The sequence below is a fragment of the Paludibaculum fermentans genome, from assembly GCF_015277775.1.
Taxonomy (GTDB): domain Bacteria; phylum Acidobacteriota; class Terriglobia; order Bryobacterales; family Bryobacteraceae; genus Paludibaculum; species Paludibaculum fermentans.
The window spans coordinates 3,773,925-3,793,106 of the sequence record NZ_CP063849.1; the positions used below are offsets into that span (position 1 = coordinate 3,773,925).

General features: G+C 63.5%; 19 protein-coding genes. 13 read left to right on the forward strand and 6 right to left on the reverse strand.

What is annotated here, in order from left to right; translation table 11 throughout:
- Positions 1–93 precede the first annotated feature (93 nt).
- On the reverse strand, positions 94–930 hold the full coding sequence (gene ku, locus IRI77_RS14730; protein WP_194452802.1) for a non-homologous end joining protein Ku: 837 nt from the start codon (positions 928–930) through the stop codon (positions 94–96).
- A 506-nt stretch (positions 931–1,436) separates the two neighbouring features.
- Here ku and IRI77_RS14735 point away from each other — a divergent pair.
- The 4 genes from IRI77_RS14735 (at position 1,437) to IRI77_RS14745 (ending at position 4,380) form a co-directional block, all read left to right on the forward strand.
- Complete coding sequence (locus tag IRI77_RS14735; protein WP_194452803.1) at positions 1,437–2,810, forward strand: AAA family ATPase; 1,374 nt, start codon at positions 1,437–1,439, stop codon at positions 2,808–2,810.
- 120 nt (positions 2,811–2,930) lie between these two features.
- On the forward strand, positions 2,931–3,062 hold the full coding sequence (locus tag IRI77_RS38355) for a hypothetical protein (RefSeq protein ID WP_267239385.1): 132 nt from the start codon (positions 2,931–2,933) through the stop codon (positions 3,060–3,062).
- A gap of 206 nt (positions 3,063–3,268) precedes the next feature.
- On the forward strand, positions 3,269–3,904 hold the full coding sequence (locus IRI77_RS14740; RefSeq protein WP_194452804.1) for a hypothetical protein: 636 nt from the start codon (positions 3,269–3,271) through the stop codon (positions 3,902–3,904).
- Positions 3,905–3,909: 5 nt separating this feature from the next.
- A complete protein-coding gene (locus IRI77_RS14745) occupies positions 3,910–4,380 on the forward strand; it encodes a hypothetical protein (RefSeq protein WP_194452805.1) in 471 nt (156 codons plus the stop codon).
- Positions 4,381–4,383: 3 nt separating this feature from the next.
- Here the strand turns inward: IRI77_RS14745 and IRI77_RS14750 are convergent, their stop codons facing one another.
- The 4 genes from IRI77_RS14750 to IRI77_RS14765 all read right to left on the reverse strand — a co-directional run bounded on the left by IRI77_RS14750 (position 4,384) and on the right by IRI77_RS14765 (position 6,991).
- Entirely contained in the window at positions 4,384–5,394 is a 1,011-nt protein-coding gene (locus tag IRI77_RS14750) for an ATP-grasp domain-containing protein (RefSeq protein WP_194452806.1), read from the reverse strand.
- The gene (locus IRI77_RS14755) at positions 5,395–5,667 is read right to left on the reverse strand and encodes a hypothetical protein (protein WP_194452807.1); all 273 of its coding nucleotides are present in this window, start codon (positions 5,665–5,667) and stop codon (positions 5,395–5,397) included.
- Between the two features lie 100 nt (positions 5,668–5,767).
- Positions 5,768–6,199, reverse strand: coding sequence for a hypothetical protein (locus IRI77_RS14760; RefSeq protein WP_194452808.1), 432 nt, complete (start codon positions 6,197–6,199; stop codon positions 5,768–5,770).
- 207 nt (positions 6,200–6,406) lie between these two features.
- On the reverse strand, positions 6,407–6,991 hold the full coding sequence (locus tag IRI77_RS14765; RefSeq protein ID WP_194452809.1) for a TetR/AcrR family transcriptional regulator: 585 nt from the start codon (positions 6,989–6,991) through the stop codon (positions 6,407–6,409).
- 108 nt (positions 6,992–7,099) lie between these two features.
- Between IRI77_RS14765 and IRI77_RS14770 the strand changes: the two genes are divergently transcribed.
- From IRI77_RS14770 to IRI77_RS14790, 5 genes are all read left to right on the forward strand, one after another.
- Positions 7,100–8,005, forward strand: a complete 906-nt coding sequence (locus IRI77_RS14770) for an SDR family oxidoreductase (RefSeq protein WP_194452810.1) — start codon at positions 7,100–7,102, stop codon at positions 8,003–8,005.
- A 17-nt stretch (positions 8,006–8,022) separates the two neighbouring features.
- Entirely contained in the window at positions 8,023–8,796 is a 774-nt protein-coding gene (locus IRI77_RS14775; RefSeq protein WP_194452811.1) for an SDR family NAD(P)-dependent oxidoreductase, read from the forward strand.
- 2 nt (positions 8,797–8,798) lie between these two features.
- Positions 8,799–9,044, forward strand: a complete 246-nt coding sequence (locus IRI77_RS14780) for a hypothetical protein (RefSeq protein WP_194452812.1) — start codon at positions 8,799–8,801, stop codon at positions 9,042–9,044.
- A 266-nt stretch (positions 9,045–9,310) separates the two neighbouring features.
- Positions 9,311–9,781 carry a LuxR C-terminal-related transcriptional regulator gene (locus tag IRI77_RS38645; RefSeq protein WP_194452813.1) on the forward strand — a complete coding sequence of 157 codons (471 nt, stop codon included), beginning with the start codon at positions 9,311–9,313 and terminating at the stop codon, positions 9,779–9,781.
- Between the two features lie 119 nt (positions 9,782–9,900).
- Entirely contained in the window at positions 9,901–10,452 is a 552-nt protein-coding gene (locus IRI77_RS14790; RefSeq protein ID WP_194452814.1) for a DUF4199 domain-containing protein, read from the forward strand.
- A gap of 69 nt (positions 10,453–10,521) precedes the next feature.
- Here the strand turns inward: IRI77_RS14790 and IRI77_RS14795 are convergent, their stop codons facing one another.
- Positions 10,522–11,445, reverse strand: coding sequence for an AraC family transcriptional regulator (locus IRI77_RS14795; protein WP_194452815.1), 924 nt, complete (start codon positions 11,443–11,445; stop codon positions 10,522–10,524).
- A gap of 152 nt (positions 11,446–11,597) precedes the next feature.
- On the opposite strand from IRI77_RS14795, the gene IRI77_RS14800 reads away from it, so the two are divergent.
- From IRI77_RS14800 to IRI77_RS14815, 4 genes are all read left to right on the forward strand, one after another.
- On the forward strand, positions 11,598–12,353 hold the full coding sequence (locus IRI77_RS14800) for an SDR family oxidoreductase (protein ID WP_194452816.1): 756 nt from the start codon (positions 11,598–11,600) through the stop codon (positions 12,351–12,353).
- Between the two features lie 41 nt (positions 12,354–12,394).
- Entirely contained in the window at positions 12,395–12,664 is a 270-nt protein-coding gene (locus IRI77_RS14805; RefSeq protein ID WP_194452817.1) for a hypothetical protein, read from the forward strand.
- A 193-nt stretch (positions 12,665–12,857) separates the two neighbouring features.
- On the forward strand, positions 12,858–18,836 hold the full coding sequence (locus IRI77_RS14810) for a DUF7948 domain-containing protein (protein ID WP_194452818.1): 5,979 nt from the start codon (positions 12,858–12,860) through the stop codon (positions 18,834–18,836).
- A 36-nt stretch (positions 18,837–18,872) separates the two neighbouring features.
- On the forward strand, positions 18,873–19,109 hold the full coding sequence (locus IRI77_RS14815) for an RHS repeat domain-containing protein (protein ID WP_194452819.1): 237 nt from the start codon (positions 18,873–18,875) through the stop codon (positions 19,107–19,109).
- Positions 19,110–19,182: the final 73 nt, after the last annotated feature.

Genomic DNA, 19,182 nt, shown 5'->3' on the forward strand with positions numbered 1-19,182 from the left:
GGAGCGCGCGGGGCTGGAATGCCGGGAAGAACTACCCGTGCAGACTACCGGAAGTGGTAAAAAGTGTCGGGCTTTGGCGGCGTTGGCGCGACGTTACCCGGCCTTGCGCCGCCCGGATGCCTTATGGGCTGCCGGCTTGGCATGACCTTTGGCCGCCACTTTCCCCGCCCCTGATTTCAGGCTGCGCCTGAGGGCATCCATCAGATCGATCACGGGCGCCTTGCGAGGCTGCCGGATGCTGGTGATCTTCCTGCCTTTCTGCTTTTCCAACAGAAGGCGTTCTACATTTGCCCGGTAGCCGTCGGTGAACTCCTGCGACTGGAAGGGCGCCTTCATCTGTTTGATCAGGCCCTTCGCCAGCTCCAGTTCCCGGGCGGTGTATTTCGATTTGGGCGTCTCGCTTCTGTTGGTTTGGTGAAGCTCATCCGGGTAGAACAGGGTGTGGAGGATGAGGCCCCCTTCGGAGGGCCGGATGAGCACAACGTGTTCGCGGTTGTGCATGGCCAGCTTGGCGACCGCGTCCTGGTTTGTCTCTTCCAGGGCGGCCGTGAATAGCGCGTAGGGCTTTGCCGCCTTGCCTTCGCCGGTGACGTAGTAGGAGCTCTCGAAGAAGATCGGGTCCACCTCATCCTTGCTTACAAACTGCAGGATTTCCATGGTGGTCGCCGTTGGGGGCGCTATCTTCTTCAATTCCTCATCCTCCACGACGATGTAGTTGCCGTTGTCCAGCTCGTAGCCTTTGACAACGTCCGTGCGTTCGATGCGCTTATCTTCCTCGGCGCAGAACCAGACTTCTTTCACGCGCGAGAGGTCTTTCCTGTGGAGCATATGAAAACGCACCCTCTCGGCCCGGGCAGCCGAGGTGAGCCGTACCGGAAACGATACGAGGCCAAAGCTGATGTAACCCTTCCAGACTGTCGATGCCGCCATCCAGTTCCCCTTCTTTCTGTCTTGGACACGCCGTTCTGGAACTTGCATTGCAGTTCATGGTCCAAAGGACGCGCTCCCTCTTTGACCGCGAGCGACTTGCTGGCGGGTGGGCGAATCGGGACGCCGCATGGCGAGGATGGATGAAGGCCGTCGAAGGGGGGCGTTACCTACCGGGGAGGGTAGTTGCGGGCGCTGTGACCGGAGTTCCTCCGATGAGACGGAGAGAGGAAACGGAGGGGGGATGAGCGCGGCTGTTGGCGCGGCCGGCTCTAGTAAAGTTCCCTGGGGAACCTACCGAATACGGTAGAGAAGAGATGTCTTTCAAGGGTCAGTGTTTGAGTTGCGGAGCACGTTACTCCGAAGAATGCCGGTTCTGTGAGAATTGCGGCGCGGCGGTGTTCCGGCCGGAGCAATCGGCTGAGATACGGAGGTTGCAGGAAGCCTATGACTACCTTGTGCGGATTGCGTCAACGATTGATGCGAGGCTTCCGGAACTGCCAGGAGGCGTGACCTGCAAAGAAGATCTCCGACGCTATGCCATCCGCCTGGCTGGTGTGATTTTCGGGGCGGATCATTCAGTGAGTTGTGCGGAATGCGCAGCCTGGAACGAGCTCTTCGGAGGCACTTTCACCGCGCCAGCGCTGGCTGAATTCCTGTGGGCCAAGAAATCGAAGTTCGAGGAAGTGGTGGACCTGACGCCCGCCCTGCTTCGCTTCGCGATGTTTGCCGAGCGCAAGGACGCGGGCGCATTGTCCACCAGGATTATCGACGCGATTGTTGAATACTGCGAAGCGGCCGCGGCGGTGGACGGCGCCATCACGCTGGCCGAGCGGACGCTGATCGCTGAGATCAAGGCGCGCCTGACGGTGAGTGTGGCGCAGGAGCCCGCTGATGAAGCGGAAGAGGAAGACGACTCGCCTGAGGAAGAGGAAGAAGAGGAAGAGGAGGAGGAAGAAGAAGAGGACGAGCCGCCTCCTCCGGCGAAGCGCTCCGGATCACGCCAGAGCCCGAGAGCACGAAACAAAGAAGTGGAGGCGGACGAGGAACCGGATACGCTGGAGGCCGCTACGGCGGAGCTCGAGGCGATGATCGGGTTGGGGAGTGTCAAGCGCGAGGTGATGTCGCTGACGAACTTCATCCGAGTCGGCCAACTGCGCAAGCGGCATGGGATGCAGGCGATGAAGATGTCGCTGCACCTGGTATTTACCGGACACCCGGGTACGGGGAAGACGCAAGTCGCGCGACTGCTGGGACGGATCTACCGATGCCTGGGCGTTCTCAAGAAGGGTCATATCGTGGAAGTGGACCGGTCGAAACTGGTGGCGGGGTATCTGGGCCAGACGGCGATTGCCACGAATAAAGCAGTGGAGTCGGCACTGGACGGAGTGCTCTTCATTGATGAGGCATACACGCTGAAGGCGGAAGATCGCGACTGGTTTGGACAAGAGGCCATCGATACCGTACTGAAGGGCATGGAGGATAACCGGGATCGCCTGGTGGTGGTGGCGGCGGGGTATCCAGAGCCGATGCAAAGGTTTCTTGGCAGCAACCCGGGGCTGAAATCGCGGTTCACTAAACTGATTCATTTCCCGGACTATGAACCCGACGAACTTGTGCAGATTTTCCTGAAGTGTACACGTGATTCAGGATACGAAGTGAAAGATGAGGGATTAGAGCTGGTTCGTGATGCTCTGGCGGAGAAGTGGGCGAACCGGCAAGCGGATTTTGGAAACGGGCGAATGGTGCGAAATCTATTCGAACTAGTCCAGCAACGGCATGCGGATCGCGTGGCCCGAATGCGGCGTCCGACACAGCGTCATCTTTCGACAATCGAGGCGGACGATGTCCCAAGTCTCGAAGAGATGGAGGCGATGCTGTGACGATTGATCTTCTGTGCGTGGGCTGTAATCAATTGCGGCCTGACTCCCGATACTGAAACAGTGCGACATCCTTCTCCGTTCTCCTTCTTACCGTCCTCCAGGCGCACGACGGTATGGGACATGGTCGTGATCATCCTGAAGCGCATGCTTGCCATTGTGGTGGTGAGAGTGATGCTGGGAGGCGCCGCGATTCTCATTATGCTGCTTGCGGTAGCGGCTGCCAAAATCTTCTTTTTCCAGGGTAATTCATGAAACCAGGCATTGGATTCTTAGGAATATGCGGTGTTGCTTTCGCCTCGACCGGCGGGGTGCTCGCATTGACGGGCGGAGGGCTCGCCCTATCAGGCAGCCGCGACCCGGCGGCCATCTTTCTGATGTGTTCGGCTTTGGTTGGGTCACCGGGCATCTTTTTCTGGTGTGTGGGGCGGGCGCGGAATCGCAGGATGACTGCCGTCTGCATGACACAGCAGGCGATGAACCAGGGCGTAGATTCCGTCATCGCGCTGGCGAATGTGGTGGGGTTCTCGGTGCCCGAGACCGCGTGGTGTGTCAACAAAGCTATTTCGGAGGGGATGCTCCCTGGCAAGACCTTGGACTTGGCCTCTGCCGCGGTGGTGGAGGTGCGTCCTCCGGCTCTGCCAGTACCGGCAACGGTGGTCTCCGCTCCAGTGCGTGTACAGCCGCCGCCAGCGGCGAGGGCCGCAGCTTCTGGAACGGGTCTTGAGTTTCTCGACGATGACCCCTGCGACTCCGTCGACGATTTCGGAAACGGGGCGGCGGTGGAGGACTCGGAGGACGCGGAGGAGGATTGCGAAGAAGCCGCCCCAACGGGTTCCATCCAGGAGCGGCTATCCGAGTACAGCGAGCTTGTTCACCGGCGCACTTGCGCGCATTGCGGATATTACGGCCGTATGGGTATCAATAAGACCATCAGCCGGGCAGGGACGCGGTTTTCCGGCAAAGCGGTTAACCAGATCATGGGGCAATCCGGCCTGAGCCGGTGGATGACGAAGGACCTACGGCAGCAAAAGGATCAGTGGGAAGCGATCTGTCCGAGCTGCGAAGGCAAGAACTATTTCGAGGCATACCGATGATAGCGATGAAAAGGCCCACCTCTGGGATTCTGATGGGCGTGCTGCTCTCGAGCGCGTGGTTCTTCACGATGACCGGGCTGGCCGTGGCTCTTCATCCAGAGCGCAAAGCCGCTGAGGAGACGGCGGCCAAACCCGAAACACCCGCAGCCGTGGTGGAGCCCAGGCTCGAACATGCGGCGCCAACGGCGGAAGCGCAGGCTGCTGCCTCGCCGGGCGGGTCGTGGGACATCCCGGAATGCAAGCTTGAGGGGTGTGATGCCGCGGCACTCGCCACGGAGCGGGACCAATTGACGGCTGCCTACGGCAAGCTGGACGCGGGCCTCACCAGTGAGGACCGGGCGGAACTGGTGAGAAGCCACTCGGAATGGAAGGACGAACTGGCGGCGTGCACTGACAAGGATTGTGTTTCGAAGCTCTATCGCAAGCGACTGGACCTGATTAACGCTCGGGAGGCTCCTGAAGCTCCGAAGCAGTAGCTGTCAGCAGGGCCGGCCTTGCGTCTGAATGAGCGCGGCAGCGATTGCCGCGCTGATGGGCAAGGCCGCGTCCAGTTCGGTCCAGAGCCAGTTGCCGGATACGTTCGATTCCAGGAAGCGGATCTCATCGTTCTCATCGACGGTGAGATCGCAACTGGCGTAACGCAATCCGAGCGACGCGACCAGCGTTACCAACGAAGCCTGGATGGCGGGAGGCAGGGGGAAGGGCTCGGCGCGAAAGTTCGTTTCGCGGCGGAAGTCCACCGGCGCGCCGCTGCGGACGCGCATGGCCGCGGAGAAGACGCTGTTGTCGACCACCGTGGCTCGAATATCGAATTTCTTGTGGACTCGTTCCTGGAGGAGAGACGGCGTGGTGTCGACACTGTCCCGATGACCGGACGGCAAGGGCCGAAACTCGACCGCGTAGGGAGCGGAGAAGTTTTCAGTGGTGAGTTCATGGGCGTGGACGAACTCTCCGCTGACCTTGGCGAGCGCGGCATTCGAGATCGGCTTGATGATGCAGTCGTGGTTGTGGGCCGCGTGGAATTCCAGAAGCTTCGAGTAGTCTGAGCTGACGATGCAAGGGGGGACGCTCAAGCCCGCGGCGATGGCCTGCTGGGCTTGGAGGATGCGGCAATCGGCGCGCGCCTCGACCCAGGGATCGTTGATCCACAGTGATGAGTCCAACATGCGCAAAGGCGCCAGGAACGCGGCCAGTTCTTCGGATCTGGAGAAATAGGCGAGGGGGTTGGCATCAGACGGCGTCAGGCCATCGATGGCGAAGCGGCAGAGCACTCCTGTGATGTCGGCTGACGACAGTGTTTCGCCGGATGGGAACTCGTACACGGCGCGAGTTCCCGTCCCGGTTTCAATATGTACGTTCGCTGGAAGACAGTGATCGACGGTGGGATCGACCCTGACGACCCGGACACCTTTTTCGCTCAACCGGTAGACGACGCTGTCCGCATGAAGATCGCTCTCGAGCGCGACGAGCAAGACCGCTGAGGAGTCCATTTAGCGACCGGCGCGCTTGTCGGTTTTGCCCGGCACAATGGTGGACGACTTGTATTTCCCGCTCGGGGTGTAGCCGGCGGGAATGGTGTGACCGGGGGTATAGCAGGAGGTTGGCGGGCTGCTGCTGCGGGCGAGATGCAGCGGCAAGCCGTCGACACCGACATTCAACTGCCTCTCGCTGCTGTACTCTTCGTGGTCACTGTTCGTCGGACCAGTTTGAGATATGGGATAGGGCTGAAGAAAGAACGCGATGAGTGGTTGTTGGTTTTCCATACTGGATGAATTCATTTCTGTGTTGCCTTTCGAAGTAGCTTGCGGCTCAGCTTCCAGACAACACCGTCAACAGTACCATCGTCCGCATTCCAGACGAAGATTAGGGCCGTTTTGTCCTTTGTTTCCTGCGATGACGGGCCGGTTCGGGCACCCACCAACGGAGGGGTATGGGGCGAGGTGAAATGTCGCTCACAACGTCGCTGCCACCCCAGACATAGCGACCGGTGCGTCCCGAGAGTTTCCAGCCTTTCGGTGGATTGCCCAGTGGTGCAGCGTAGATTATTTCGCGTCCAAACAAGCGTGCGCGCATCACCCGCAGTAGCGGCTCGCCCTGGGGGCTGCCCTGCAGGAGCCCAGCCGGGTCGTCTACCAGGACGAACGCCCGGCTGTGGCTGACGGCCGTGATGATCCTGCCTGCAAGAGGGAGTTCGATTTCCTCAGCCGGACTGACCAGGAGACCTATGCCCTCCAGTGGATTGTCGATGGACTGGTCCCAGGCCAGATAGACCCTGTAGCGCTTCGGCTTCCTCATCGGATTTCTGGATTCCCTTGCCGGCCGTTCTGGCCGCGGACAGACAGTGATCGGACGAAAGCCGCGAGGCCATTAGGTGGCGAAGGGCCCATGGAGCGGATGCGCTATCGCCTCAGGCTTCGCGGGATCAGATCAGTAGGAGGCTTGCGACGGCGGGGTTTATATCGCGTGCGGAAAGAATCCTGCCCTACAAGAGGCTGGATGCGATTATTTGGTCGGCCGCGAGCCGGTGATCAGGATGTCCACCAGCCTTTGGGCACTCTGCTGCCAGTCGGGACTGGCGGCGACGTTGGCCACTCCGATCAGGGCCCGCAGCAGGTCGAGGGGGTCGAGGTCTTCCCGGATGTCGCCACTGGCGATCGCGCGCTGGACCAGGGCCCGGATCGCGTCCCAGATCTGAACGTGCGAAGACTCGAAGACCTTGGAAGCGCCGCCTAGCAGCGTGTTCAAGACCGGCGCGATGAGCTTCTTCGCCGCGATGTACTCCACAAACAACTTCATCCAGGCCCGCAAGGCCTCAATCGGCGGCATCGACTCGGCGAATTTGCGCTCGGCCGCGGCGAGCTTCGCCACTTCCGTCCGATAGACCGCTTCGATCAACGCCTCGCGCGTCGGGAAGTGGCGGTACAACGTGCCGGCACCCACTTCGGACTGCTTGGCGATCTCGTCCAGGCTCGCTTCCGCGCCAAACCGCGTGAACGCCTCCTTGGCTACCTGCAGAATGCGGTCGCGATTCCGCTCCGCATCGGCGCGCGGTTTTCTGGAGGCGGGTTGAACACGCTTGGTGGCCACTGGAATTTACTTGCAACCGGAGACTGTCTCCGGTAATCTACGAATGCGGAGACAATCTCCGTTTTAGCAGATTGCCGTAGCCTGGTCAATCCAGAAAGGGCCATAAGCATGCGTGTTTTTGTTACGGGCGCCACGGGCTTCGTGGGCTTCGCTGTTACACAGGAATTGCTGGGCGCGGGCCAGGAGGTGCTGGGCCTTGCCCGTTCGGAAGAGGGCGCGAATGCCCTGACCGCCATCGGCGCGCAGGTTCATCGCGGCGACCTCGAAGACCTCGAAAGCCTGCGGAGTGGGGCCGCGCTGGCGGACGGCGTGATCCACTGCGCCTTCAATCACGACTTCTCGAAGTTCGCGGCCAATTGCGAGCTGGACCGGCAGGCCATTGAGGCCCTGGGTTCCGCGCTCGCCAGTTCGGAGCGGCCGTTGGTCGTGACGGGCGGGATCGGGTTGATTGCGCCCGGACGTTCGGCCACGGAAGAAGACCGGCCGCCCGCCGAGGGCAGCCGAGGGTATCCGCGGATGTCGGAACAGACGGCGGACCTGCTGGCTGGCGGCGGCGTGCGCACGGCGGTGATGAGATTGCCGCAGGTCCACGATCCCGTCAAGCAGGGCTTTGTCACGTATCTCGTCGCCGTGGCGCGCGAAAAGGGCGTCTCCGCGTATGTCGGCGAGGGACACAACCGCTGGGCGGCCGTGCACCGGTTGGACGCGGCGCGGCTGTACCGCTTGGCCTTGGAGAAGGCGGCGGCCGGCCACGACAGCGCGGTCGCGCGGTATCACGCGGTCGGCGAGGAGGGGGTGCCGGCGAAAGAGATCGCGGAAGCCATTGGGCGAGGTTTGCAGATTCCGGTTGTCTCTGTCGCCCCGGAGCAGGCGGTGGAGCACTTTGGGTTTCTCGGCAACTTCGCGGGTCTCGACATGCCGGCGACTAGCGACCTGACCCAGCAGCGCCTGGGCTGGCAGCCGGAGGGGCCGGGGTTGATTGCCGACCTGGACGAGATGTTCCGAACGGCGTGAAGGAAAGGGAGAGCAGAATGCCCGACAGACCAGGAAACGATAAGGAAGTCGCGCTGATCACCGGAGCCAACCAGGGCATCGGTCTTCAGATCGCGAAAGAGCTCGCGGCGCGTGGCCTCACGGTGCTGGTGGGGTCGAGGAATCTGGAACGCGGCCTGGCGGCGGCGGAAACGATCGACGGAGACGCCCACGCGGTTCAGCTCGACGTGACGGATGCAGCTTCCATCGCGGCCGCCGCGAGCCGCATCCGGAACGAGTTTGGCCGCCTCGACGTGCTCATCAACAACGCCGCCATCTCCAGTACGAGTATGCGGCCCGACATGACGATGGAGGAGTATACCCGGACGACGCGGCCGAGCGTTGTGTCCCTGGACGAAGTGCGCGCGGTGTGGGAGACCAATGTGTTCGGGGTGCTGGCGGTGTACCAGGCGATGCTGCCGCTGCTGCGCGAGGCTCCGCATGCGCGGATTGTCAATGTGTCCAGCGGCTTGGGCTCGCTGACGGCGAACTCGGATCCGAACTCCCCTTTCCGCCCGATCTTTGGCCCGGTTTACCCCGCATCCAAGACGGCTCTCAATGCGATGACGGTGGCCATGGCGATTGAGCTGGAGTCGACGGGGATCCGGGTGAACGCCGTGACTCCGGGGTACACCAAGACGAACCTGAACAACTATACGGGGACGGAGACGGTGGAGGAAGGGGCGGCCGAAGCGGTGCGGGTCGCGCTGCTGGGTCCGGACGGGCCGACGGGTACGTTTACGCATGCGAAGTTGGGGAGGCTTCCCTGGTGAGGATGATGAATCAGGAACTGACTTGTGGCGGCGCCAAGGCCATGGCGGAGCGGGAACTCGCGGCCTTCTTCCAGGCGGTGACGGAGCTGTATGGGCCGGAACAGGCGGAGGCCTCGGCGGAGGACTGGCTGGGCGAGCTGATGGCCCGGTGCGGGCTTCCGGCTTCGGTCCGGGAGTGGAGGGAGGTCAGCATCGCGGCGGCGGCGCGGCTGGCGGGCCGGTTGGGGCCGGGTTTGCAGGGGGCGTGAGCTTCGTGGTTGGACAGGGGAACGGCCTCGCCCGCTGGTTGGGTGGGGCCTTTTCATTGCTCCCCCGCCCCTTGCAGTCGCGGCACGGCCTGGCGGACTGGCGGGGGTGGGGGACTCTGTGGAGGGCGAGGGGCTTGGGGGCGCGCTAATAAATTGATGTGGCCGTTCGGTGGGCTATCCGCACCCTGAGGGTCGAGGCTCCATGTGTCTGCGACGGGCTGGGGGCTCGCGGGCAGGGAGGGTTATACTCGTTCCACAGCCCTCGCATGAAGCGCCACGTCCTCCTCTTTGGTCTCGTCGGCGGCGTGCTCATCGCCACCCTCCAGTACACCGAATACCGCTTCGTGGTCATTGAGCACTCCGTTGAGCTGTACACCACACTGGTGGCCATCCTCTTCGCCGCTTTCGGGATCTGGCTCGGCCTGCGGATTACGCGGCGGCGGGAGATTGTCCGCGAGACCGTGGTGGTGAAGGAGGTGCTTGTGCCCATGGAGGCACCTGCTGCTGAACCCTTCGCTCCCGATACGGCCCAGCAGCAGGCCCTGGGCCTGACGGCCCGCGAGTTGGAGATCCTCAACCTGATCGCGCGCGGGCTGAGCAATCGCGAGATCGCCGGGCAGCTCTTCGTCTCCGAAAGCACCGTGAAGACGCACTGTGCCCGCACCTTCGACAAACTGGGGGCCGCCCGACGCACGCAGGCCGTGCAGCGCGGCAAGGAACTGGGCCTGCTACCGTAACGGCGTCATCCGAAAGGACTATTTCGGCTTCATGCTGTAGAATCATCCGAAAGGATGACGACAGCCGGCCCCGTTACACGGCATCGTGACTCCATCGCCATTCGCACCAGGAGCCTCACATGAAGAAAACCGTCCTCACCTTCGGCCTCATCGCCGGCCTGATCATCTCCGTCCTGATGGGCGGGTCGCTGCTGCTCGCCGACAAGATCGGCACCGGCCACAGCATGGTCCTCGGCTACACCATGATGGTGGCGTCGTTCCTGCTGATCTACTTCGGGGTCCGCAGCTACCGCGACAACGAACTCGCCGGCCGGATCTCCTTTGGCCGCGCCTTCGCCTGCGGCATCCTGATCACCCTGATCACCACCGTCTGCTATGTGGTCATGTGGGAGATCCTCTACTTCAACTTCATGCCGCACTTCATGGACAGCTACTGGGCCGCGCAGATCAAGAAGGTCCAGGCGTCCGGACTCGCCCCGGCCACCGTGGCCGCGCAGGTGGCGGAGATCCAGCACTCCCAGCAGCTCTATCAGAACCCCCTCGTGAATATGGCCTATACCTTCATGGAGCCGTTGCCCGTGGGCCTGCTGATTACCCTGATCTCGGCGGCTGTACTACGGCGCAAGGGCCCGGCCACACCCGGCTCGGCGGCCCAGGCAGTGACCGCGTAGAGCAGGAGGCAAGGCGCCAGCTTGGACGTTGCCTTATGTGGACTGCCCTGGTTTGGAGCAGGGCCAGGCTCAGTCCGGCTGTGTGAGGCCCGCCCGGAACTCCCGGGGCGGGACACCCAGGCGGGCGCGGAATGTCGTGCTGAGGTGGGCGTGGCTGGAAAAGCCGGTGTCCAGGGCGATCCTCGTGATGTCGAGGGTGGTGTTCCGGAGGAGCCAGCGGGCCCGGCGCACGCGCATTTCGATGACAAACTGGGCGGGGGTCGTTCCAAAGGAGGCGCGGAAGGCCGACAGAAACGGCTGGGGCCGCATGCCTGCCATGGACGCCAGGCCGTCCAGCGTCAGGGCCTGAGCCAGGTTCGCTTGCACATAGTCGCCGAGCCGGCGCACTGTCTCCGCCGGTAGCGTTGAGGTGGGCTTCCGGCGGTTGGCGGGCTCCGCGTGTCCGGAATACTGCAGGAAGAAATGCGTGTAGAGGGTCTGGCTGAGACATTGGGCCGAGAGTTGAGCCAAGTCCTGGGAACTGGCCACGAGAGCCCGCAGGCGTTCGACGGCAGTCTGCAGGAAGCGATCGTAGTGACCCGCTAGCGGCCGCACCGGGGGCGGAGCCGCGGGGGCTCCGGTGAACCGGGCCAGATGTTCACCATCAAAGAACAGCTCCGCATAGTGGACGGTGCGCCCGTGCGCGAGACTGGCGTAGCGGGCCTGGCCGGGCACCACCCAGACCTCGCCAGGCATTGGCGGTTCCCAGGCTTTGCCGGCTCCCTGCAGCTCCGTTTCCAATCGATGGATGGGCCCGTCCAAGTGCACGATCGCCGTGTGGCGGCTGTCGGTGATGGTCCAGGTGGTCAGCCGGGAGATGTCCTGCGACTTGACGAAGAACTCGACGCCCGGCCAGCGGCCCGTGCAGAGCGTGAGCGGCCTGCCGTCAGGGAGAGCACCGCCGGGCGCCGGGTTGGATTTTGAAAGGATGCGGGGCATTTTGGAAGCCGCCATCTGACTTTTCTGGGAGGATAGCACGGACAAATGGCCGTGGATGTGCGGTCCACGCGGCCCGTCGTGGTAGACAACCAGGCGACGGGCAAGTGCGGGCACCGGCCTGACGAGTTGAGATTGCGTACCCAGAGAGGGAGCCAAGGAGGGATGAGATGAGCGAACACAGCTTGAAGGGGAAAGCGGTACTGGTGGGCGGCGGGGCCAAGAATCTCGGCGGCCTGATCAGCCGGACGCTGGCCGGGGCCGGCGCGCGGATCTGTGTCCACTACAACAGTGCGGCGACCCAGGTGGACGCCGACGCGACGGTCGCGGTGATTCGCGGCGCGGGCGGTGAAGCCTTCGCGATTCAAGGCGATTTCACGAAGACGGCGGACGTGGTGGCGGTATTTGCCGCGGCGAAGCAGCAGTTTGGTGGCCTGGACATCGCCATCAATACGGTGGGGAAGGTGCTGAAGAAGCCGTTCACGGAGACCACCGAAGCAGAGTACGACTCGATGGCGGCGATCAACTCAAAGGCGGCCTACTTCTTCATCCAGGAGGCGGGCAAGCAGCTCAACGACCACGGGAAGATCGTGACCATCGTGACGTCGCTGCTAGCGGCGTATACGGGGCTCTACTCGACGTATGGAGGGCTGAAGGCGCCGGTGGAACATTACACGCGGGCGGCCTCAAAGGAGTTTGGCGCGCGCGGCATTTCGGTGACAGCGGTGGGCCCCGGTCCGATGGACACGCCTTTCTTCTATGGGCAGGAGACGGCCGAGGCAGTCGCGTATCACAAGTCCGCGTCCGCGCTGGGCGGGTTGACGAAGATCGAAGACATCGTGCCGCTGGTGCAGTTCCTGGTGACGGACGGCTGGTGGATCACGGGCCAAACGATCTTCGCCAACGGCGGTTATACTACGCGTTAAAGCCGATTGCCGAAGGTCCGGCATCAGGATACCCAACCACCATGCGCACTCTCCTCATTATCGGCGGGGGCTTTCTCCTCCTGGCCATCTGTCTCCTGGTGGCCAGGGTGGTGGGGGGCAGTTCGGGCCTGGCGAAAGGTGTGTGGGTGTATGTTCCGCTGTGGCTGGCGTGTGCGGCGGCCAACATGTGGATGGGTGTGGCCAAGGCGGGCTATTCCGTGCGCGAGGAGCTGCCGATCTTTCTGCTGATCTTCGCGATTCCGGCGGCGGCGGCTCTATTGGTGGTTTACAGGGTGGGGCCGAGCCGCTGACAGGACTGGGTGAGTTGGATTGAGGATCGGACTGGCCGCCTGAGAGAAGTATTCGTGATCGGGGATGGCGGGATGTGCCGACCGATCGCGCCTCCATTGGCTGGGGGTATCTCTCGGGATGCTGTTAAGGTCAGTTGGGGCGATTTGTGTCTTTGTTTGTACAGTGGGGGCGCAGACGCCTACGCCAGAGGCTGTGGTACAGGCCCGGCGCCAGACCATTAGCTGGGAACAGAATCTGGGCCAGTTCCCGGCGGAGGTGCGGTTTGTCAGCCGCGGCGGAGGGGCCCGGGTCGCTCTTACCGATCGCGGCGCACGCTTGCGGCTGCCCGGCACTGAGGGGCGGGCGGCCACCGTTTCCATGGATCTGCTGGGGGTCTCCGGCCCGATAGCCGCTGTGCCCGCTGAGCCGCAGTTGGGCCGCTCCCATTACGTCTCGGGCCAGGACCCGTCGCGCTGGATCACCGGCGCACGGCATTTCGGCCGGGTGCGCTATGCGCGGGTCTATCCGGGCATCGACCTGGAGTTTCACGGCGCACAGCGGGAGCTGGAGTTCGACTTCCTGGTGGCTCCGCTGGCCAATCCCGGGCGGATCGAGTACCGCTTCGGCGGCGCATCCTCGGTCAAGCTGCTGCCGGAGGGCGACCTGGTGATCGCGGCCGGCGGCGCGGAGATCCGCCAGCGCAAGCCGCACATCTTTCAGGACGTAGACGGGGAACGCCGGGAGATTGCGGGTGCCTTCGACCTGCGCGGCGAGGGCCGGGTGGGGTTCCACGTGGGGGCCTACGACCGGACGCGGCCGCTGGTGATCGATCCGGTGGTGTTCAGCCTGGTCTATGACAGCTTTGGCTCCGTCAGCCGGGGGGTCTCCGTCGACGCCGCAGGCAATAGCATCTTCGCGGGGGAGGCCGGCGAAGGCTTTCCGGATCCGGTGAACGCCGGGGTCTACGCGGGCGGGCGGCACGACGCCTTTGTGTTGAAGCTCTCGCCCACGGGCGCGCTGATCTTCGCCACCTATCTGGGCGGCAAGGGCGACGACCAGGGCGAGGCTCTGGCCGTTGATGCCGCGGGCAATATCTATCTGGGCGGCCAGACGACTTCGACGGACTTCCCGGTGACGGCCACGGCGTCGCAGAAGACGCTGGCCGGGGGCATCGATGCCTTTGTCGCCAGGCTGGATCCGACCGGCAAAGTCATCTACTCCTCCCTGTATGGCGGCAGCGGCGACGACTATCCGTTCACCATGACGGCCGACACACAGCAGAACGTGTACATCGCGGGCATGACCACGTCCGGCAACCTCAAGACGCTATCGGCGCAGGGCAACGCGATCCAGGCGACCTACGCCGCCGGCGGCACCGACGCGTTCGTGGCGAAGTTCAACACGGTCACGGGCGCGCTGGTCTACGCCACTTATCTCGGCGGCGATTACATCGACGAAGTGTACCGCCTGGTGGCGGCGCCCGACGGCAGCCTGTATGCGGGCGGCGACACGGGCTCACGGACCTTCCCCGGACCGGCCGGAACCACGCTGCAGAACTTCAACTCGTCGTACAACGCCTTTGTCGCGAAGATCAATCCGGCGGGCAGCGCGCTGACCTATTGCTCACTATTTGGCGGCAGCGACTACGACTCGGTCCGCGACATGGCGCTGGCCGCGGATGGAACGCTCTACATCGCGGGCGGCACGGCATCGACGGATCTGCCCGTGTCGGCGACGGCCTTGCAGAAGAAGTACGGCGGGAATTGGGAGGATGGGTTCCTGGCTGTGCTGGATCCGGCCGGGAAGGTCACGGCCATGACCTACCTGGGTGGACCAGGAATCGACTCAGCCATGAATGTCGGGCTGAACGCCGACGGCACGCTGCTGGTGACCGCCAGCACGAGCGACCCGACGGGGATCGGGAAGAGCAGCGCTCCGGGCAAGCCCTATGCGCACCGGGCGGCCGATGAGCCGGTTTACCAGTATCTGCAGTACACCGTCGATGGGCGGCTGACGAAGGTCACGAACGTGGACGACTTCAAGCTGGCGCCGGGTACGAACCTCGAAAACTGCCAGCGGAACGCAGGCAGCGGGTACACGTGCTGCGCCGGTTACTTCATCCCGTCGTATGGCAACAGCTCCACCGGCCCTTACCAGTCGGCCTTGTTGTGCACGGCGGACAAAGCGCCGCAGGCTCCTTTGACGACGACCGGCGGCTCGGATGGTTCGTCACCCTCGGCCGGTGATCCGGTGTCGACGGCGACGGGTGAGATGTACAGCTCCACGGTGGACCTCAACCTGGGCGGCATCGTGCCGATCCGGCTGATCCGGTACTACGCGTCGGCTCTTTCCACCTCCGGGGCCAGCAGCGCGCTGGGCGTGAACTGGATGCACAACTACGACGTTAAGCTGACGGTTTCGGGGACGGATGCCTCCATCCTGCAACTCGGCGGCAAGGTGGTGAAGTTCACGAACTCGGGGGGCGAGTGGAAGGCCACGGCTCCGCGCATCGCTTATCAGTTGCAGGCGACGGCCAGCGGGTACCGGTTCCTGAACCCGGCGGAGAAGCTGATCTACGGCTTCGATTCCACGGGCGCACTGATCCGGGTGGAGAACCGCAATGGGGTGGGGATCGACATTACGCCTTCACCGAATGGGCCGCTGATGGTGACGGACAATCTGGGACGGTCGCTGCAGTTCACCTACGCCGACGGGTTGCTTTCGCAGGTGACCGATTCGGCCGGCCGGACGGTTCGGTACTCTTACGACGCGCGCCGGCTCTCGGTCTACACCGATGCGATGGCGCAGCCAACGACCTATGGATACTCGGCCGCCGGGCTGCTGGTGTCCTCGACGCTGCCGGCCGGCAACGTGCCGGTCACGCAGGCCTACGACGACAAAGGCCGGGTCACCAACCAGACCGATGCGCTGGGGAACGCCACTGCCTTCGCCTACGATGCGAGTGGCGGAGTGACCATCACGGACGCCGGACAGAGCGCCACGGCCATGGCGCACGGGCCTGTCGGCGGTGCGACGAAGGTGACCGGCGCCGACGGCAACACCGCCTCGGCGGAGTATGACAGTGCAGGCAGGCGGACGAAATCGGTCGACCTGGCGGGCGACTCCTCGAGTGCGGCCTTTGACCAGTCCTCCGGGCTGCCGACCTCGCTGACCAACGCCGCCGGTGGAGCAACGGCCTATACGTACTTGACGCAGACGCAGGACGGGTTCACCTATTCCCTGCCCTCCAAGGTCACGTTCACCGACGGCAGCACGATCAGCATGAGCTACGACAGCCACGGGAACATTACGGGGCTCACCGGGACGAACGGCAAGACGACGCAGATGTCGTACGATGCCCGCGGCCTGCTGGCGAGTGCCACCAATGCTACCGGCGGTGTCACTGCCTATGCTTATAACGACGACGGGACACTGGCGTCCTGGCGGTCGCCGGCCGGGAACACCAACACCTTCGCGTATGACGGCGCCAAGCGGCGGACGAAGACAACCCTGCCTGACGGTTCGTCAATCCAGGTGGTCTTCGACGATCTCGACCGGGTCGTGCGGCGGGTGAACGCGCGCGGAGACGCAACGGCCAGAACCTACACGGCCAATGGCATGGTTGCTTCGGTGACGGACCCGTTGGGCGCCACCGCCACGATCGGTTATGACGCGAACGATCGCAGAACGTCCACCACCAACCGGGCGGGCGCGACGACGCTGGTGGAGTATGACGCACTGGGGCGAGCCACCAAGTCGACAGGGCCGACGGGTCTGCAGGTCACGCAGACGTACGATGCGCAGGGGAACGTGGTCGCGATGGGCGATGCGTCGGGCATTCTGGTCCGGCGCGCGTTTGACAAGGCAGGCCGTCCGCAGCAGTTGACCGACGCGTTGGGGCGGGCGTGGAAGTTCGGGTGGGATGCCCGGCGATCGCTAACGTCGGTGACCAATCCTTCCGGATCCTCGCTGAAGATGGCTTATGACAGCCGGGGCCGCATCGTGGATTGGGTCGAACCCGCCGGGCAGGCCCGGCACTATGTGTACGACGCCACGGGAATGCTGAAGTCGCTGTCCCTGTCGGGCGGGATCAATCTCGGCTTTACCCGCGATGACGCCGGCCGGCTGACGGGGATCACCGATGCCAGGGGGAAGACATGGAGCTTCCAATTCGACGCCGCCGGCCGCCTGGCTTCGCGGATGGACCCGGTGGGCAACAGCGTCAAATCGACTTACGACAACCGGGAACGTCCCGTCCATCTGGAGAGCGCGCTGGGTTCAGCCGACACGACGTTCGACGCGGCGGATCTTCCGGTGCGCCGCAAGTACTCCGACGGCACCGACCTGCAGTTCACCTACGACAAGAACAGCAGGTTGACCGCGGCCAATTCGATGGCGCTGGCATACGATGCGGAAGGCCGCATCACGGCTTCCAACGGAATCGCGGTGACGCGCGACGCGTCGGGGCGCATCGCCACCATTACTTATGCCGCGGGCAAGACCGTGCAGTATGCCTATGACGCACGGGGCCTGCTCTCGACGGTCACTGACTGGCTGGGCGGCATCACCAGCTTCTACTACGACGAGGCCATGCAGCTCTCGGCGATTACCAGGCCAAACGGCGTGGTGACCACCTATTCGTACAACGGGGACGCGCATCTCAACGGAATCGTGGAGGCCAAGGGCGCCACGTTGGCTTCCACCTCGCTGCAACTCGATGCCGGGGGCCGGGTGATCAGTGCGGATCGCAACCTGCCCGCCACGCCGGTGCTGCAGGACACGGCGGAGGTGTTCGCGTACGACGACGCCAGCCAGGTAACCAGCAATACTTATGACAGCCTGGGCCGAGTCACGACGGACGCGACGCGAGCGTATTCGTGGGATCTGGCTTCCCGGCTCAAGGGCTGGACGGCGGGGGATGCTTCCGCCACTTACAGCTATGATGCCTTTGGCGCGATGATCACGCGGCAGACACCGGCCGTCTCGCAGTCGTTCGTCATCAACTACGCGCTCGACATGCCCTCGATCGCGACGGTCAAGCAGGGCGACAGCGATGGGACGTATTACATCCAGTGGCCTGATGGCCGGTTGCTCTATAGCGTCAGCGCGTCGAACGGAAGCCGCAGCTTCTTCCACTTCGACGAGAGCGGGAATACGACGATGCTCACGGGCGACGACGGAACGGTGACCGACAGCTACGCGGTGACGCCTTATGGCGAGGTCACCTCGCAATCGGGCACCACCCCGAATCCGTTTATCTTCCAGGGTGAGTTCGGCGTGCGGCGCGAAGCCGGGAATCTCTACTACATGCGAGCGCGCTTCTACGACGCAGCAACGGCGCGGTTTATCTCACGAGACCCGGTGTTGGAGACGCGGCGGCCGCTTAGCCTGAACCCTTATCAGTACGCGGAATTGAATCCGCTGACACAGATCGATCCGATGGGGTTGAGTTCGAGATCCAACGGGGTGCCGGCCGGCGCGCCGGAGAATCCGCAGGTGCGCGCGTTCGGCTTTGCCCTGGGCCTCAGCGATTTCGCCTTCACACCAAGACTCAGCCTGCAGGATGCGAAGGGGAGCCTGCGCAGCATCATCATGGGCGCCGATGCGCTGGTGACCTACGCGCGCATCCAATACGCCGTCTACTCGGCGATTCCGTTCATCGGACCACCGTCGTCGTTTGTCAGCGCAATTCTTTCCAGCGTGACAGGCTACAACATCTCGCCAGGCGCTGTTGACAAGCTGGTCGCGGTCGACGACATCTCGTCCGTGGGTAGCTCGCTGGCGATCGCCAACCTTCTGGGCCGTGACTCGTCGAGCATCCTGAACGGATTCGCCGACAAGACCGCGGGCTTGCTCGGTCAGCAGTACTCGGACTTCTTTGGCCACCTGGCCGACTACGTGATCGACAACGACCGTGCTTCGCTGGGCGGCGCGGCCAGTTCCGGCCTGCGCAATCTACTCGGGGGAACCGCGGGGTCCCTGCTTTCCTCGTGGGCCAACGGGTTGATCGGCAACGATGGGACTACGCTGATCGGAAATGACGGGGCCACACTGATCGGGAACGACGGAGCGACCCTGATTGGGAATGATGGAGCGACGCTTATCGGCAACGACGGAGCGACGTTGATCGGAAATGATGGAGCCACCGTCGTCAGCAACGACGGCGCGTCTTTGATGGGCCGTCAGCAGTAGCAGGGCCTGACAGGAACTGAGAGCTGGAGAATCACAATGCTTCGAACTATTGGTTTACTCGCGATCCTCGCCGTTGCACTGGCGGCCGCGCCAATCAAGTATTCGTACGACGCGGCCGGCCGTCTGACGAAGGCCGATTACGGCGACGGGCGGGTCATCACGTACACATATGATGCCGCTGGGAATCTGCTACGGCGGGACACCGCCACGCAGGCCAAGCCGCAGAGCGAGGCGAAGCCACCGGCCGGGAGTAAGGAGAAAGCTACCCGCTGACTGACCTGACTGGAGCCGCGTGTGTGGGCGGAGGCCGTCCGGCGCTCCTCCGCCCGTGCTCCGGCGGAGGCGG

Bases quoted from the DNA above. Each gene is read 5' to 3' on its own strand.
- ku (WP_194452802.1), bottom strand. From the start codon at position 930: ATGGCGGCATCGACAGTCTGGAAGGGTTACATCAGCTTTGGCCTCGTA.
- IRI77_RS38355 (WP_267239385.1), top strand. From the start codon at position 2,931: ATGGTCGTGATCATCCTGAAGCGCATGCTTGCCATTGTGGTGGTGAGA.
- IRI77_RS14740 (WP_194452804.1), top strand. From the start codon at position 3,269: ATGACACAGCAGGCGATGAACCAGGGCGTAGATTCCGTCATCGCGCTG.
- IRI77_RS14745 (WP_194452805.1), top strand. From the start codon at position 3,910: ATGAAAAGGCCCACCTCTGGGATTCTGATGGGCGTGCTGCTCTCGAGC.
- IRI77_RS14750 (WP_194452806.1), bottom strand. From the start codon at position 5,394: ATGGACTCCTCAGCGGTCTTGCTCGTCGCGCTCGAGAGCGATCTTCAT.
- IRI77_RS14755 (WP_194452807.1), bottom strand. From the start codon at position 5,667: ATGGAAAACCAACAACCACTCATCGCGTTCTTTCTTCAGCCCTATCCC.
- IRI77_RS14760 (WP_194452808.1), bottom strand. From the start codon at position 6,199: ATGAGGAAGCCGAAGCGCTACAGGGTCTATCTGGCCTGGGACCAGTCC.
- IRI77_RS14770 (WP_194452810.1), top strand. From the start codon at position 7,100: ATGCGTGTTTTTGTTACGGGCGCCACGGGCTTCGTGGGCTTCGCTGTT.
- IRI77_RS14775 (WP_194452811.1), top strand. From the start codon at position 8,023: ATGCCCGACAGACCAGGAAACGATAAGGAAGTCGCGCTGATCACCGGA.
- IRI77_RS14780 (WP_194452812.1), top strand. From the start codon at position 8,799: ATGATGAATCAGGAACTGACTTGTGGCGGCGCCAAGGCCATGGCGGAG.
- IRI77_RS38645 (WP_194452813.1), top strand. From the start codon at position 9,311: ATGAAGCGCCACGTCCTCCTCTTTGGTCTCGTCGGCGGCGTGCTCATC.
- IRI77_RS14790 (WP_194452814.1), top strand. From the start codon at position 9,901: ATGAAGAAAACCGTCCTCACCTTCGGCCTCATCGCCGGCCTGATCATC.
- IRI77_RS14795 (WP_194452815.1), bottom strand. From the start codon at position 11,445: ATGGCGGCTTCCAAAATGCCCCGCATCCTTTCAAAATCCAACCCGGCG.
- IRI77_RS14800 (WP_194452816.1), top strand. From the start codon at position 11,598: ATGAGCGAACACAGCTTGAAGGGGAAAGCGGTACTGGTGGGCGGCGGG.
- IRI77_RS14805 (WP_194452817.1), top strand. From the start codon at position 12,395: ATGCGCACTCTCCTCATTATCGGCGGGGGCTTTCTCCTCCTGGCCATC.
- IRI77_RS14815 (WP_194452819.1), top strand. From the start codon at position 18,873: ATGCTTCGAACTATTGGTTTACTCGCGATCCTCGCCGTTGCACTGGCG.